This is a genomic window from Pseudomonas sp. GW821-FHT07E12, assembly GCF_058986605.1.
In genome coordinates, this window is the sequence record NZ_JBYSVX010000006.1 from 111,809 (window position 1) to 126,982 (window position 15,174).

At 66.9% G+C, this 15,174-nt stretch carries 10 protein-coding genes; 5 read left to right on the forward strand and 5 right to left on the reverse strand.

All coding sequences use genetic code 11. From position 1 onward, the window contains the following. The first annotated feature begins 52 nt into the window (after positions 1-52). From AC3WJE_RS06125 to AC3WJE_RS06140, 4 genes are all read left to right on the forward strand, one after another. On the forward strand, positions 53-850 hold the full coding sequence (locus AC3WJE_RS06125) for a DUF4198 domain-containing protein (RefSeq protein ID WP_493729893.1): 798 nt from the start codon (positions 53-55) through the stop codon (positions 848-850). Positions 851-877: 27 nt separating this feature from the next. Further along, the gene (locus tag AC3WJE_RS06130; RefSeq protein WP_493729894.1) at positions 878-1,810 is read left to right on the forward strand and encodes a hypothetical protein; all 933 of its coding nucleotides are present in this window, start codon (positions 878-880) and stop codon (positions 1,808-1,810) included. A 21-nt stretch (positions 1,811-1,831) separates the two neighbouring features. Then, positions 1,832-3,289 (forward strand): DUF2271 domain-containing protein, encoded by a 1,458-nt coding sequence (locus AC3WJE_RS06135; protein WP_493729895.1) that lies wholly within the window; start codon positions 1,832-1,834, stop codon positions 3,287-3,289. A 129-nt stretch (positions 3,290-3,418) separates the two neighbouring features. Next, a complete protein-coding gene (locus tag AC3WJE_RS06140) occupies positions 3,419-5,800 on the forward strand; it encodes a TonB-dependent hemoglobin/transferrin/lactoferrin family receptor (RefSeq protein ID WP_493729896.1) in 2,382 nt (793 codons plus the stop codon). Between the two features lie 129 nt (positions 5,801-5,929). Here the strand turns inward: AC3WJE_RS06140 and mgtE are convergent, their stop codons facing one another. Beyond that, positions 5,930-7,303, reverse strand: coding sequence for a magnesium transporter (gene mgtE / locus AC3WJE_RS06145; RefSeq protein ID WP_493729897.1), 1,374 nt, complete (start codon positions 7,301-7,303; stop codon positions 5,930-5,932). A 564-nt stretch (positions 7,304-7,867) separates the two neighbouring features. Here mgtE and AC3WJE_RS06150 point away from each other — a divergent pair. After that, entirely contained in the window at positions 7,868-9,016 is a 1,149-nt protein-coding gene (locus AC3WJE_RS06150) for a pectate lyase family protein (RefSeq protein ID WP_493729898.1), read from the forward strand. 118 nt (positions 9,017-9,134) lie between these two features. Here the strand turns inward: AC3WJE_RS06150 and AC3WJE_RS06155 are convergent, their stop codons facing one another. The 4 genes from AC3WJE_RS06155 to AC3WJE_RS06170 form a co-directional block, all read right to left on the reverse strand. Next, the gene (locus AC3WJE_RS06155) at positions 9,135-9,353 is read right to left on the reverse strand and encodes a hypothetical protein (RefSeq protein WP_493729899.1); all 219 of its coding nucleotides are present in this window, start codon (positions 9,351-9,353) and stop codon (positions 9,135-9,137) included. Between the two features lie 22 nt (positions 9,354-9,375). Next, a complete protein-coding gene (zwf, locus tag AC3WJE_RS06160) occupies positions 9,376-11,091 on the reverse strand; it encodes a glucose-6-phosphate dehydrogenase (RefSeq protein ID WP_493729900.1) in 1,716 nt (571 codons plus the stop codon). A gap of 283 nt (positions 11,092-11,374) precedes the next feature. Next, positions 11,375-14,707, reverse strand: a complete 3,333-nt coding sequence (locus tag AC3WJE_RS06165; protein WP_493729901.1) for an ankyrin repeat domain-containing protein — start codon at positions 14,705-14,707, stop codon at positions 11,375-11,377. Then, a complete protein-coding gene (locus AC3WJE_RS06170; RefSeq protein ID WP_493729902.1) occupies positions 14,700-14,960 on the reverse strand; it encodes a YcgL domain-containing protein in 261 nt (86 codons plus the stop codon). The genes AC3WJE_RS06165 and AC3WJE_RS06170 overlap by 8 nt, the downstream gene beginning before the upstream one ends. Positions 14,961-15,174: the final 214 nt, after the last annotated feature.

Sequence of the window (15,174 nt, forward strand, 5' to 3'; positions counted from 1 at the left end):
ATGTGGACGCCCGTCCGGCCAGCGATTTCGACCACCGGAACGGGGAATTCCCATGAAATCGCTGACCCTGCTGGGCATCGCCATGCTCGGCACCGCCGCCATGAGCGCCTCGGCGCACACGCCCTACCTCGCCCCCAGCGAGTTTGCACCGCGCGCCGGCCAGACCATCGCGCTGGATGCGTCCTTCGCCGAAACCTTCTTCGTGCCGGAGGCGGTGTTCGACGACAGCCGCTTCGCCATTACCCGCCCCGACGGCAGTGCCGCCGCGCCCGATGCGGTGCAGGTGATGAAGACCCGCACCGTCGCCGAGTACACGCTGCCGGCCGGCAACGGCACTTATCGCCTGAGCACCGGCCCGCGCCTGGGTGCGCAGTTCCGTACCTGGGAGGTCAACGGCAAGCGCGAAAGCTCGCGCGATGCATCGGCGAAGATCCCGGCCGGCGCCAAGGTGATCGCGAACTTCCAGGCACTCACGCTCGCCGAGACTTACATAAGCGTCGGCGCGCCCGATCGCACGGCGCTGACCGCACGCGGCACCGGCCTGGAATTCGTACCGGTCACGCATCCGAGCGATCTGTACGTGGGCGAGACCTTCGAGTTCGTCGTGCAGTACGACGGCAAGCCGCTGGCCAACCAGAAGGTCGAGGTGACCGAGGCGGTGTGGACCTCCGACCGCAAGCCGCAGGTGGACGCGCTGGAGACCGACGCGAACGGTCATGTGCGGCTCAAGCTGCAGCACGCCGGTACCTTCCTCGCGCTCAGCCGTCATCGCACGTCCGCCCCGGCCAGCGCGCCGGTGGCCGAATACAGCCACAGCTACACGCTCACCTTCCGCGTGTTTGAGCCGTAAGGCTCCCCCAACTTCCGGAGATATCCCATGAAAACTGGCGCACTTGCCGGCGCGTGCCTGACCGCGCTGCTGCTTCCGCTCGCCGTCCAGGCGCAGACCGCTTCTTCCGACGCCCGCCCGCTGATCGGCGGCCACGGCAACAACGTCGAGGCGTTCATCGCCCAATACGACGAAAACAACGATGGCAGCGTCACCTGGACCGAGTTCGAGACGTTCCGGCGTGCGCGCTTCGATGCCACCGACAGCAATGCCGATGGCACCGTGGATCAGACCGAGTACGTGCAGGAGTTCGACGCGCGCATGCGTGAACAGCTCGAACAGGAGCGCACCGCGCAGGTCGAGCAGACCCGCGTGCGCTTCGGCGCGCTGGACACCGACAAGGACGGCAACGTATCGCGCAAGGAATTCGATGCTGCCGGCGAGAAGACCTGGGAAGGCGGCCAGCGCGCGCTGGCCAGCAAGGACAAGCCCAAGGCCGACTACAAGCCCGGCGAAGCCAAGACCGCGGCATCCGCCGCGCGTTTCGACAACGCCGGCGGCCGTCTGGCGATGCCGACCAGCCACACCGCCGAGGGCTTCCTGGTGCTGTACGACAGCAACGGCGACGGCAAGGTCGATCGCGCCGAGTTCGATCGCGTACGCGATGAGCAGTTCGCGCGCGCCGATACCGACAAGAACGGCGTGCTGAGCCAAGACGAGTATCTGGCCGAGTTCGAGGATCGCCTGGATCGCCGCATCGCCACGCTGACCCAGGGCGAGGATCGCCAGGTGCACGTGCGCTTCGGCGTGCTGGATACCGACAAGGACGGCAAGCTGACCTTTGCCGAGTACCAGGCCTCCGGCAAACGCCTGTTCGACACCGCCGACCGCAACCACGACGGCGTGGTCAACGCCGCCGATGCCAAGCTGCCGCCGCCCGTGCGTCCGCAAGCCGCACCCGCGCGCAGCAGCGCCGACTGACCGGGACGTACGAGCATGCGGATGTGCCCTTCCCGCGCGTGGCTCGGCGGCATCGGTCTGTGGCTGACGCTGCAGACCGCCGCCGTGGCGTCGCCGCCGGTACAGCGCGAAGGCGTGCTGGGCACGTCCTTCGAGATGCAGGTGGAAGGCGACGACCGGCATGCCGACGGCGCGGTCGCCGCCGCGCTGGCGGAGATCGCACGGTTGGAAGGCGAGTTGAGCACCTGGCGCGCCGACAGTGCACTGTCGGCCTACAACGCCGGGCAACTCGACACACAAGTGCTGCCGACGGCCGTTACCGAGGTGCTGGCGTTGTGCGAGCAATGGCGCGAGCGCAGCGAGGGGGCTTTCAGTTGCCGGCTGGGCGCGGTGATCGCGCAATGGCATCAGGCCGAAGCCGACGGGCAACTGCCTGATCGCACAGCACTGCGTCGGCAGGCGCGCGCGTCGGCTGCGCTGGAATTGCCGCGTAGTGGACCGCTCGATCCGTCCACCAGCTTGCGCTTCGACGTGGACGGCCTGGCCAAGGGCTACATCCTCGACCATGCGCTTGAACGTGCACGCGCTGCCGCACCGCATGCACGCGGCATCCGCATCGACATCGGCGGCGATGCGCTGTACTGGGGCACGCGCGAAGACGGCAGCGCGTGGCCGGTCGCCATCGCCGATCCGTTGCGGCCACTCGACAACGTCGCCGGCATCGCGCAACTGGCGCTGCGCTCGCAGGCCATCGCCGCCAGCGGCCATCGCAGTCGCGGCTATACGCTCGGGCGGCGCCACTTCAGCCACATTCTCGATCCGCAGGAAGGCTGGCCGATGGTCTACGCGCCTTCGGCGACGGTGGTGGCCGGCGATGCCGCAAGCGCCGACGCGCTCGCCACTGCACTGAGCGTGCTGCCGATCCGCGATGGACTGGCGCTGGTCGACCGCATCGATGGCGCCGCCGCGTTGATCGTCAGCGACACCGGCATCGCCTTTGCTTCGACACGCTGGCCCGCGTTGCTGGCGGATACCGCGATCACGACCGCTCCGCCACGCTTGATCGTCGATTACGAAATCCCTCAGCCGAGTATCGCGGCGGGTTATCGCCAACCCTACGTCGCGCTATGGATCGAGCGCGAGGACGGCACACCGGTGCGACAGCTGCACGTGCTCGGCGATCGCACCCGCTGGCTCGGCGAACTGCCGCAGTGGTGGCGCCACTATGGTCGCAACGACCCGGCCGGCGCACTCGGCATTGCCCGTCCGACTCGCGCGCCGGGTCGCTACAGCGTGGCCTGGGATGGCCGCGATGATCGCGGCCAGGCAGTACCGGTCGGCCGCTACGTGCTGCGCGTGGAAGCCGCGCGCGAGCGTGGTGGTCACGAACTGCTGGCGGTGCCGTTCGTGCTCGATCCCTCCAGGCCCGTCAGCGAACAACGCCATGGCGAGGCGGAGATCGGCCAGATCACGCTGAGCAGCCGGCCGCCCGAGCCCTAGCAGGCCGGACCGCGCCTCCTTCTTTCCTAGCGACGTACGCCTCACCTCTTCGTCGGCCTTCCGCAGCCAGGAACCTCCCGCTCCGCCACCTCGGTGGGGCTCGTTCCATCATCCACTGCGGAGTCATCCATGAAGTACCGTCCCACCCTGCTCGCGCTGGCAGTGTCCTCGTGCCTGGCCGCGCCGAGCGTCGTACGCGCCGAAGCACCGGCCGATGCCGCCGGGGCCAACTCGACCCTGGACCCCATCCACGTCATCGAGACGCGCAAGCAATCCGACAACCAGAACGTCACCACGCTGTCGTCCAAGGAACTGCAACAACAGGGCGCGCAGAGCATGGAGGACGTGATCCGCTATGTGCCCGGCGTGGAAATGGTCGATCTGGGCCGCGCCGGTTTCAACGGTTTCAACATCCGTGGCCTGGAAGCCGACCGGGTGGCGATCACCCTGGACGGGCTGAGCTTCCCGCAGAGCCTGGATCCGGGCAGCTACCAGCCATACGAGTTCTTCCGCTCCGGCCGTGGCAGCGTCGATCTGGAAGCGGTCAAGAGCGTGGAGATCATCAAGGGCGCCGACGCGATCACTGCCGGCAGCGGCGCGCTCAGCGGTGCGGTGATGTTCACCACCAAGGATCCGGGCGACTTCCTCAAGCCCGGCGGCAATGACAGCTATGGCGCGATCAAGTACGGCTACACCGGTTCCAGCGACGAGAACATGGGCACGCTGACCTTCGCCAACCGCACCGGCAAGTTCGAATCGCTGCTGGTGTACACCAAGCGCGATGGCCACGAGACCGAGTCCTGGTACAAGACCACGATCGCCCGGCTCGGCCCCGACCGTCGCACGCCCGATCCGATCGATCGCGAGAGCGACAACATACTGGCCAAGGTCAACTTCCTCGCCACCGATACCCAGACCCTGGGCGTGGTCTACGAGCGTGCCCGCGCCACCAATGATGTCGACAACTGGACCCGCAGCGACGGCACCGGCGCCTATTACCAGCGCAGCGCGGTCGATCGCAACGATCGCGACCGTTACGGCCTGAAGTACACGTGGAAGGCCGACAACAGCCTGTTCGACACGCTGGAAGCAACCGTCGACCACCAGAAGAACTACATCCAGGGCCAGACCAACGTGCTGGTCGCCAGCGGCACCGCTGCCACCTACGGCACCTCCTGCTCGATCGCCGCGCTGTGCAGCCGCCAGGAAAACCGCTACGACACGCAGAAGATGGACCGGGTGGCGGTGGATCTCGACAAGCGCTTCGAGACCGGCGAGCTGCAGCACACGCTGGTCTACGGTGCCGCCTGGCAGCGCGGCAAGATCCACTGGAACTCGATTGATTCGCGCTGGGGCAACACCGGCACGCTGTACTCGCGCGACACCGACGCTTCGCTGTGGCCGGACACCCGGGAAACCGACTGGACCGCCTACGTGCGCGACAAGGTCGGCCTGCTCGACGACCGCCTGATCCTGACCGGCGGCCTGCGCTACGACAGCTACAAGTACGTGCCGGAAACCGCCGCCACCTCCGGCAGCAACTCCGGCTACGTCGGCGGTGCCGGCAGCGTGGGCACTTCCAAGTTCTCCTCGCCGACCTGGAATCTGGGCGCCGAGTACAAGCTGACCGATACCCAGTCGCTGTGGACCCAGTTCGGCCGTGGCTTCCGCGCGCCCGGCGTCAACGACATGTACGGCAGCTCCTCGACCACCGAGGTCACCCGCGTCTCCGACGGCGCCACCGTGACGGTGCCCGACGGCAGGAGCAATCCGAACCTGGAAGCCGAGCGCAGCCTCAACATCGAGCTGGGCTGGCGCTACCAGAGCGAGCGGTTGCGCCTGGGCCTGTCGGTGTTCCGCGACAAGTACAGCAACTTCATCGACACCGCCGAGTATGTCGCCGATGCCGACGTGCAATACAGCACCACCACGCGCGGCGTCACCACCATCACCAACGGCTACACCTACACCATGCCGATCAACCGTGGCGAAGTGACGGTCAAGGGCGTGGAAGCCGAAGGCATGTGGCTGCTGAGCGACAACTGGCTGGCGCGCCTGGCGTACTCCTACAACGAGGGCAAGGACAATGATGGCGAACCGCTGGCCAGCATCATCCCGGCCAAGACGATTCTTGGCCTGAGCTACAACGCGCCGTCGCAGCGCTGGAGCGTCACCGCCAACGTCACCCACCAAGATCGCAAGAGTCCGTCCGACTACGGCACCAGCGTGACCAACTCCAGCTATGGCGCCGAAGTGGTGCCGGTATATGCGTACAAGGCCCGCGAGTACACGCTGTTGGACGTGTTCGGCAGCTACGACATCACCTCGAAGCTGCACCTGACCGCCGGCGTCTACAACGTGTTCGACAAGGAGTATTACCTGTGGAACCGGGTGCGCACCGCCGGTGCCGGCACCACGATCTTCCAGGGCAACACCAGCGCGGCGGGCATCGGCCGCTGGTCGCAGCCGGGCCGTAATCTGCGCGTTACGCTGAGTTACGAGTTCCTTTGATCGAACCGGGCCAGGGACGGCCTTTTACTTTCAGCCTGCCCCCTATCCCTGACCTCGTCGTCCCCGCGAAGGCGGGACGACGGTCGGTTTTGGCGCGACAACCTGAGAGCCGGTGCAGACCAGAAAGAACTACAGCAGCGTGCCGCTCAGGATCATCGCGGCGATGCTGAAATAGATCACCAATCCAGTCACATCCACCAGCGTCGCCACGAACGGCGCCGAGGCACTGGCCGGATCGAAGCCGAGCCGTTGCAGCACGAATGGCAGCATCGAACCGGATAGCGAGCCGAACGTGACGATACCCACCAGCGCGGCGCCGATCGTCATCGCGACCATCACCCAGTGCGGGCCGTAGTCGTAGAAGCCCGCGTTCTGCCAGACCGCGATGCGCACGATCGCCAGCACGCCGAGGATGCTGCCCAGCACCAGTCCGGTCGGGATCTCGCGCAGTGCCACCTTCCACCAGTCGCCCAGGCGCAGCTCGCGCAATGCCAGTGCGCGGATCAGCAGCGAGGTCGCCTGCGAGCCGGAATTGCCGCCCGAACTCATGATCAGCGGGATGAACAAGGTCAGCACCACCGCCTTGGACAGTTCGTTCTCGAAGTGCTGCATCGCGCTGGCGGTCAGCATCTCGCCGAGGAACAGCACGCTCAGCCAGCCGGCACGCTTTCGGATCATCTCGCCGAAGCCGATCCGCATGTACGGCTCGTCCAAAGCCTCCACGCCGCCGAACTTGTGCACGTCCTCGGTGGATTCGGCGATCAGCGCATCGAGGATGTCATCGACGGTGACGATGCCAAGCACGTGCCGCTGCGCATCCACCACCGGGATCGCCAGCAGGTCGTGGCGGCGGATCAGCCGCGCGACTTCCTCCTGATCCATCTGTGCATCCACGGTGATCGGCGGATTGACCTGGGCCACGTCCAGGATCGGCGCGTCCGGCTCACCGGTGATCAGGCGCCGCATCGTCACCACCTGCACCAGCGTGCGCTCGTGCGGCTCCAGCAGATAGATCGCGTAGACGGTCTCGCGGCTGCGCTCGACTTCACGCACGTACTGCAGGGTGCGCGCGACCGTCCAGTCGGCCGGGACGCCAACGAATTCGGTGGTCATCAGCGCGCCGGCGGTATGCGGCGAATAGCGCAGCAGCTTCTGGATCGCGCGCCGGGTCTCCGGACGCAACCGCCACAGCAGCTGCTCGTGGTCGTCCTCGTCCAGGTCCTGGAAGATGTCGGTGGCGCGGTCGTCGGCCATCTGGCCGAGCATCTCGGCGGCGCGGTCGGCGTTCTGCATCGCCACCAGCGCGCTGGCGTCGCGCAGTTCCGGCTGCTCCAGGATCTTGACCACGCGCGGCAGCGGCAGCACGGCCAGGATCGCGGCGGCATCCTCGCTGTCGAGGCCATTGAGGTACTCCACCGCATCGGCGGTGTTGAGCTCGACCAGCGGCGCGGTCAGTGCGTCGACATCCTCGGGAGGCAGTCGCAGCAGGTTCTCGTTGTTCATGGGTTCGCCTGGTTATCGGCCACGGTCGGTGGCAGCAGCGGCGAACCGATCCCGATCCCTCAGGCGGTCGCCAGCACTGTCATCGACCCCGGTCTAGGGTGACTGTCGCTGGACATGGTGTTGGGACTCCAAAAAGGGATGCCCGCACATGGATGTGCGGCGCTCTTGCGAGGGACTCGCAAAGACGCGCCGGCGGGGATGCCGCCGGCGGCGGCGCGAAGTCTGCGCCGATGTGGCGTGATGGTCAATGGGGCAGTGACGGCCTTTGGGTGATGGCATTTGTAGGAGCGGCTTCAGCCGCGATGGGGCTTTCATGCAGATCCCTCTGCAAGAGCCCGCACATCCATGTGCGGGGATTCAAAAGGGAAAGCTTCATCGCGGCTGAAGCCGCTCCTACGGATCAGATGACCTCATACGTCTTCACAGGACAGGCCAGGACAAGACAAAAGCATCACAAATGACGTCACCTTCCCATCTTGAGTACTACGTCGCCCCAGCTTTGACGCACTTTCTGGACAATCACCGGCCCGCGAGGGACAACATCCACTATCCAGGAAGGAAATCATGGGCTTTTCAAGCAAGTCTCTGCATGCATGCGTGTTCGCCACGGTGCTGCTGTTCGGCATCCATCCGGCTCAGGCCCAGGTCGCAACCGGCGGCTTCTCGTCCGGACGCGGCTCATCGGAGGCGGCCACCACCGTCACCACGCTCGACGCCCTCAAGGCCGCGTTCAACGCGCGCAAACGCCACATCGTGATCAGCGGCCATATCTACGGCGGCGCCACGCTGACCACCCTCACTTTCGCCGACACCGGCTGGAACAACACCACCATCGAAGGCGCCGCCGGCGGCGGCGCGGTGTTGGAGAACATCCAGCTCAAGTTCAGTGGCGAGCAGTTGGCGAGCGGCACCAACATCGAGAACGTGGTGATCAAGAACATCACCTTCCGTGGCCGCATCACCGACCTGCAGGCATTGCCGGTACAGGTCGCCGGGACCTCCAACAATATCGGCATCAACTATCTGGGCGTATCGCTGCGCCGGGTTTCCAACGCCTGGATCGATCACTGCACGTTCTACGACATCAGCGACGACCTGTTCAGCGTGAGCCTGGCCTCGGACTACGTCACGCTCTCCTACAACCATTTCTACTTCACCGACGGCTGGGTCAACATGGATCCGAACCCGGTGTGGAACTGGGTCGGCACCTATAGCGACCTGGCCGGCGAACGTCTGGCGATGGTGATCGGCGCGAGCCGCAGCGACTCCCACGTCTATGGCGGCAACAAGCTGCGGGTGACGATGCACCACAACTGGTTCGGCCCCAACATGCGTGGCCGTCCGCTGCTGCGCGGCTGGGTGCACGCCTACAACAACTATTTCGACAACAGCACCGCGCCCAGCGGCACGCGTCTGGCTGTCGATGGCCACAGCTACAGCAAGCAGCAGTACAACGCGTTGCAGGTCGGTAGCGGCAGCTTCGTGGTGTCGGAGTCGAACTACTTCTACAAGACCCACAACAGCCATCAGATCGGCCTGGACAGCAGCGGCGACACCTACAGCTTCTACGAGCGCAGCAACGTCTACAACGCCACCACCGGCACCTCGGCGACCGGCTCGGGCTTCACCGGCTCGCCGGTGAGCTATGCCTACACGCTCGATGCGGCGGCCAACGTGCCCTCGCTCGTGCAGGCCAACGCCGGGCCGCGTTGAGGTTCACGGGGCGTCGTGATGCGGCGCCCCGTATCTTGCTGTACAACGTCTCACTGCCATGAGGCCTGTACACCCGAATTGAGCAGCACAGCGAAGCGGTGGTGGCCTGGATGAGTTGTTATGCCTCACCATCGCTGTCGAACGACATCGCGAGAAAATGCTCATACCGTTCGCGCGCCTTAGACGCAGCGCCTAATGCGCTCATGTCACGCACTAGTTCCTCTTTATAGCGATCAAAAGTTTCACGATCTCCAGCGCTTTTTGCTTTTTCCATGCGGCTTGAAGAATCACTGAGCAACGACTCCTCAATGGACTTGTATGTTGGCATCTCAGTCATTTGGAGCCTCCATTGGGACCACCTAACGCCTCTTCGGTGCTTTCGTGGCTGGTCGGCGTGAATTCGGCGGCGGCTTCTTTGCCGATGTCTTCTTTGTCCGCATTTTCTTCACCGCTGCTTTCTTCGCTGCGACCTTGGCCGGCTTGGCCCGGCCCTTCGCCGGTGCGGCCGGCGTAGTCGATTTCGCCGCCGTCCGATTCGCTGGCGGCGGTCGCCGTCCCGGTGTCAGCGGTCGCCAGGCATGTCCGCCGTTCAAGGCAAGCAACGCATCGGCCGCTGCCGGGCCGGCACTGCCGGCGGGATAGTTGGGGAAATCATTGGGCGGCTCGCGCCACGCATCCAGAATCGGCTGCACGATGCGCCAGCCACTCTCCACCGTCACCGCATCCTGGAACAAGCCGGACTCGCCATTCATGCAGTCGCGCAGCAACTGCTCGTAGCCGACCGTGTATTGCTTGGGGAACCAGTCGCGGTAGCGGAAGTCCATCCGCACCGGCGCCAGCGCCACCTGCGGGCCGGGTCGCTTGACGTCGAATTGCAGCGAGATGCCCTCGTCCGGCTGGATATGCAGCACCAGCCAGTCCGGGCCGTAACCGCCGATCTCGGTATTGCGGAACGGCGCCAGCGGCGCCGACTTGAAGCGGATCGCGATCTCGGTAGTGCGCTCGCGCAGACGCTTGCCGGTGCGCAGGTAGAACGGCACGCCGGCCCAGCGCCAGGTATCCACCTGCAGCTTCATCGCCACATAGGTCTCGGTATCGGAGTCGTCCGAAACGGAGTCTTCCTCGCGATAGCCGCACACCGCGGTGCGGTTGACCGCACCGGCGGCGTACTGCCCGCGTACCACATCGGATGCTGTCAGCGGATGTATCGCCTCGATCACCTCGGCACGCCGACGATGCATCGCATCGGTGGTGAACGCCGACGGCGGCTCCATCGCGATCATCGCCAGCAGTTGGAACAGATGGTTGGGCACCATGTCGCGCAGGCAACCGGTCGGATCGTAGAAGCGCCCACGCCCTTCCACGCCGATCGTCTCGGCGGCGGTGATCTGGATGTGGTCGATGCGATCGCGGTTCCACACCGGCTCGAACAAACCATTGGCGAAGCGGAACGCGAGGATGTTCTGCACCGTTTCCTTGCCGAGGAAATGATCGATGCGGAACACCTGATCCTCCTTCAGCACCCGCGCCACCACCTCGTTGAGATGACGCGCGCTGGCCAGGTCATGACCGAACGGCTTCTCGATGATCACCCGCCTCCAGGACCCACCTTCGCGCTGCTTCACCAACCCGGCGTGGCCGAGGTTGACCAGCAACGGCTCGAAGAAACGCGCCGCCGTGGCCAGATAGAACAGCACATTGCCCTGCGTGCCGTAGCGCGGTTGCAACGTCTCCAGCAGCGCGCCAAGCCGGACAAACGTGGATTGTTCGGTGAAGTCACCGCGCAGGTAATGCATGCGCTCGCGCAACCAGTCCCAGGCCTGCTCGTCGAAACCCTCGGCCTGGAATTCGGCATCACGACCACCGATCAGCTCACGCATCGCGCGCCCGGTTTCGGTACGCCAGGCCCGCTCGCCGGTGTCACCGTGATCGATACCGACGATCGCGAAGTTCTCACTGAGCCCGCCAGAACGGCGCAGGTTGTACAACGCCGGCATGACCAGGCGCCGGGTCAGATCACCGCGGCCACCAAACACCACAATGATGCAGGGTGGTACGGATGCGATGTCGCTCATGGATGACGTGTCTCCTCAGCGGGAAAACCGAGCGGGCGCGACGTGTTGTCGAACCACGCAACCTGCCTATCTCCCTGTGTGTCATGACGAGCGTACGACCGGTAGTGAATCCTCGTATCAGCGGATCAACACCGCTGCACGGCACGCACACTTGCCCGGAGACAGAAGCAGCAGTCTCACATGCGTGATGTGTGGATCTGGTTACGGCATGCAGGCGGCGACATCGGCGCCGCGGCGTGGTCATGAACTGCAGCGGCGTGAACTTCGGCCACGCCGCGGATGCCTACCGGCTCTCGCGCAAAAACCGCGCCATCGACGAGGTTCCCGGCAGGGCCGGTTCGAACTGGCCGGCGACGTCGATGAAGCCGCGCATGATCGCGATTTCGCGCGGGGTGCGGTTGAGTGCGTCGCGATGGTCTGGGTCGGCGCCGGCACGCAGCAGGCGCTGCACCAGCAGCGGCAGGCCGTGCAGTGCGGCCAGGTGCAGTGGGCCGAAGCCGCGTGGATCGGCGACGTCGAGCGAGACGTCTTCGTCGAGCAGGCGTTCGACGCCGGCCAGCACCACTTGTTCGTCGCAGGGCGTGCCGGGTTCGGCGCGGGCGCCGAGCAGCAGCAGCACCGGGCTGACCTTGCCGGTGCCGCCTTCCGGATCGGCGCCGGCCAGCAGCAGCGTGTCCAGCAACGCCAGCAGGCGGGTCTTGTCGCGCGCGGTGAATCCGTACAGCCCGGCGCAATGCAGCGGCGCCAGTTCCTGCGCATCGCTGGCATGCACGTCGGCACCGGCGGCCAGCAGGCGCGCGACGATGTCCGGCAGGCCCAAGGCGCTGGCCAGCATCAATACGGTGACGCCGCCCGGCAGGCGATGTTCGATCTGCGCGCCGGCGTCGAGCAGCGCGGCAACGATGCCGGCGTGACGCATGCTGACCGCGGCGGACAGCGGCGTGGCGCCACTGTTGGCGGCATGTTGCGGATCGGCGGCGCGGGCCAGCAGCAGATCGACCACGGCGACGTGACCGCCACCGGCGGCGCGCAGCAGTGCGGTGCAGCCCTGTGCATCGGTGGCGTCGACCGGCAGGCCGAGGTCGATCAGGCGGCGCACTGCGTCGGCGTCGCCGCCGGTCGCGGCGGACGGCACGTCGGCAGGACGCAGCGCGCGACGCGGCAACGACCACACCCGCCAGTCCAGCCAGTCGGCCAGATCGCGGCGGCCGATCGACAGCGCCACGCCGAGCGGTGTCTGGCCATCGGCGGCACGCGCCTCCGGTGAGGCGCCTTGCAGCACCAGCAACTTCAATGAAGCCTCGCGGCCGAGCGCGGTCGCCAGGTGCAGCGCGGTCATGCCATGGCTGTCACGTGCTTCGCGATCGACACCGCGCTCCAGCAGCGCCAGTTGCAGGCGCGACCAGCCCAGCCGTACCGCCAGCGACAACGGCGGATCGCCGGCCGGCGATGGCGCAAACGGGTCGGCGCCGCGCTCGAGCAGTTCCAGTGTGGCATGTTCCAGGCCACGCGAGGCGGTGTCGTGCTGCACGCAGGCGGCGAGGAAACGGCCCAGGCCACCGGCACCCGCCGGCGAGACGCCGTGGCGCAGCAGCACCTGCAACACGGGCACCGCATCCACGCCGCGCGCGAGCAGCGCGAACATCGGTACGTCGCCGCAGGCATCGCGCACTTCCGGCTGCGCACCGTGGTTGAGCAGCCAGTCGATCGCTTCGGGATTGAGTGCCAGATGCGGGTCGTGCAGCAGGCCGCCGGTTTCCTGCGGATCGCACAGCCGCGCCAGTGCGGCCAGACCATCGCGCTGGCCAAGCTGCAGGCCTTCGCGTAGCAACACCAGCGGCGGGCGATCCGGCAGCGTGCGCGGCGCGGTGCCCGGTGCATCGTCGGCATCGTTGCCGGCGTCGGCGACTGCGGTCGGCAGTGGATAGGCCGGATCGAGCAGCGAAACGATCGCCCAGCGTCCGGCACCGGCCGCCAGGTCCACGGCGCGACGCCCGGCGTGATCAGGCTGGTCGGCGGGAATGCCCAGTTCCAGCAGGCGCTGCACCAGCGCCGGCGAGACCTGTTCGGCACCGCACGCCAGCAGCACCGCGTTGCGGCCCTCGGCATCGACCGCGGTGAAGTCGGCCTTGCGGGTCAGCAGCGCTTCGAGCACCGGGCCGCGGGCGTTGCGCGCGGCATCCAGGAACGGCGTGCGCGCCAGGGTGTCGCGCGCCTCGATGTTGGCACCGGCGCCGAGCAGCACCTCGACGACCTCGGCATGGCCGGCCAGCGCGGCCTCGTGCAGGGCGCTGCGGCGCTGACGATCGCGGGCGTCGATGCGCGCCTTGTGCTTGAGCAGCAATTGCACGCCAACCGGATCGTCTTCCTCGGTGCCGGCTGCGGCCAGCAATACGGGCGTACCACCTTCGGGCTCGGGGCGCGCGCCACGCTCGAGCAGGAACTTGGCCAGCCGCCAGTTGCCGGCCTGGCAGGCGGTCGCCAGCGGCGAAAGGCCGTCGTTGTTCAACGCCTCCAGTTCGGCGGCGGCATCGCGCAACAGCGCGGCCACGCCGGGGTCGGAACTGCGCGCGGCATGGTGCAGTGGAGTGTTGCCGTCGGTGTCGGTGGCGCGCGGGTCGGCACCGTTGGTGAGCAGGGTCATCACCGCCTCGGGGCGGCCGTGCCAGCTGTCGCGGGTGGCGGCCAGCAGCGGGGTCATGCCGCGATAGGCGTGGTTGACGTCGACCCGGCGCACGATCAGCTCGCGCAGCAGGCGCAGGTCCGGCAGCACTGCCGCCAGCACCGCGAGGCTGCGCTGGTCGCGCACGTCGCTCGGCGGCAGCGCGTGCGGGTCGGCGCCGGCTTCGAGCAACTGCAATGCGCGATCGACGCGACCGTTGCGCGCAGCCTCGTACAGCTCGGGCAGCAGGCGCTCGCTCGCCATCGGCTCCAGCGGTCGTGGGGCGATGGCGGCTTCTTCGAACAGTTCGTGCGCTTGAGGACGACGCGGCAGGTCGTCAGCGATCGCCGCCACTTCGACCCGCTGCAGCAGCAGATGCGCGAATGGCAGCAGCACGGCGGTGGCGATCGCCAGGGTCCAGTGCGTGGTCGGCGAGAGCAGCGATGGCCAGGCCAGCGCGACGCCGCTGGCGCACGCCGCCAGCACCAGCGCGGCCACGCCCAATCCTTGCCACGATTGCAGTTCCTGCCCGGCCAGCGCCTGCCAGCGCGCGCGCAGCGAGCCGGATTCGCGTTCGGCGCCGCTCCACAGCGGCCAGGTCCGCCACAGCGCCAGCAGCGCGGCGCTGACCGCCACGCTCAGCGCCAGCGCGGCGGCCAGGCTGCCGCTGTCGCGCAGTGCCGCCAGCGGCCAGGTCACCAGCAATGCCAATGCCGCCAGCCCGGCGCCCCACAGGCCCAGCAGCGGCGGGATCTCCTGCAGCAGCGTGCGCGGCGCGGACGGCAACGCACGGGTGCCGCGGCGCCAGGACACCGCCAGCGCGAACGCCGGCTGTGCCAGCCATGCACCGAGCACGGCGACCACGCCACCGAACCCGGTCAGCAACGACAGCGCCAGGCCCATCGCCAGTGCGGCAGCGGCGGGGCCTGAACGCCGGAAACGGCCGTCAGTCATCACCGCGTCCGGTAGTCGCCAGCGGCGACGGCGGAAACTGCAGGAAGAACCCGCGCTCGACCAGTTGCGCGCGCACCTGCTCCGCATCGGCCTGCGCGAGGCGACGCTCCGGCGTCAGCGCGAACTCCAGCACGAACGTGAACGGCGCGAGTTGCGCGTGCACGGGCTCGGGCATCGTGGCGAAGTCATCGCGCCGTGCGAGGTAGACGAAGGTGTCCTGTTTGCGCTGGCTTTTATAAACGTAGGCTTGCATGCGCACGGGATCGCGCCCGGCGTGGAAAGATCGAAGTGTCCGGAATTGTGTCGGAAATACGGCACTGGCGAAAGCTTCACCACACTCAGCGCCATTCATCTGACGCGTCGGTGCGTGAACGGCCGGGCAAACTCACTGGACTCGAAGGAGTGGCCGATATACTCCTGCGACGTTTCTTCACGCCATTCATACGAGCCACGAGTGAATCCAGCGC

What these genes read in the sequence shown, in the direction of transcription:
- AC3WJE_RS06125 (WP_493729893.1), top strand. Translation starts at nt 53, where the DNA reads ATGAAATCGCTGACCCTGCTGGGCATCGCCATGCTCGGCACCGCCGCC.
- AC3WJE_RS06130 (WP_493729894.1), top strand. Translation starts at nt 878, where the DNA reads ATGAAAACTGGCGCACTTGCCGGCGCGTGCCTGACCGCGCTGCTGCTT.
- AC3WJE_RS06135 (WP_493729895.1), top strand. Translation starts at nt 1,832, where the DNA reads ATGTGCCCTTCCCGCGCGTGGCTCGGCGGCATCGGTCTGTGGCTGACG.
- AC3WJE_RS06140 (WP_493729896.1), top strand. Translation starts at nt 3,419, where the DNA reads ATGAAGTACCGTCCCACCCTGCTCGCGCTGGCAGTGTCCTCGTGCCTG.
- mgtE (WP_493729897.1), bottom strand. Translation starts at nt 7,303, where the DNA reads ATGAACAACGAGAACCTGCTGCGACTGCCTCCCGAGGATGTCGACGCA.
- AC3WJE_RS06150 (WP_493729898.1), top strand. Translation starts at nt 7,868, where the DNA reads ATGGGCTTTTCAAGCAAGTCTCTGCATGCATGCGTGTTCGCCACGGTG.
- AC3WJE_RS06155 (WP_493729899.1), bottom strand. Translation starts at nt 9,353, where the DNA reads ATGACTGAGATGCCAACATACAAGTCCATTGAGGAGTCGTTGCTCAGT.
- zwf (WP_493729900.1), bottom strand. Translation starts at nt 11,091, where the DNA reads ATGAGCGACATCGCATCCGTACCACCCTGCATCATTGTGGTGTTTGGT.
- AC3WJE_RS06165 (WP_493729901.1), bottom strand. Translation starts at nt 14,707, where the DNA reads ATGACTGACGGCCGTTTCCGGCGTTCAGGCCCCGCCGCTGCCGCACTG.
- AC3WJE_RS06170 (WP_493729902.1), bottom strand. Translation starts at nt 14,960, where the DNA reads ATGCAAGCCTACGTTTATAAAAGCCAGCGCAAACAGGACACCTTCGTC.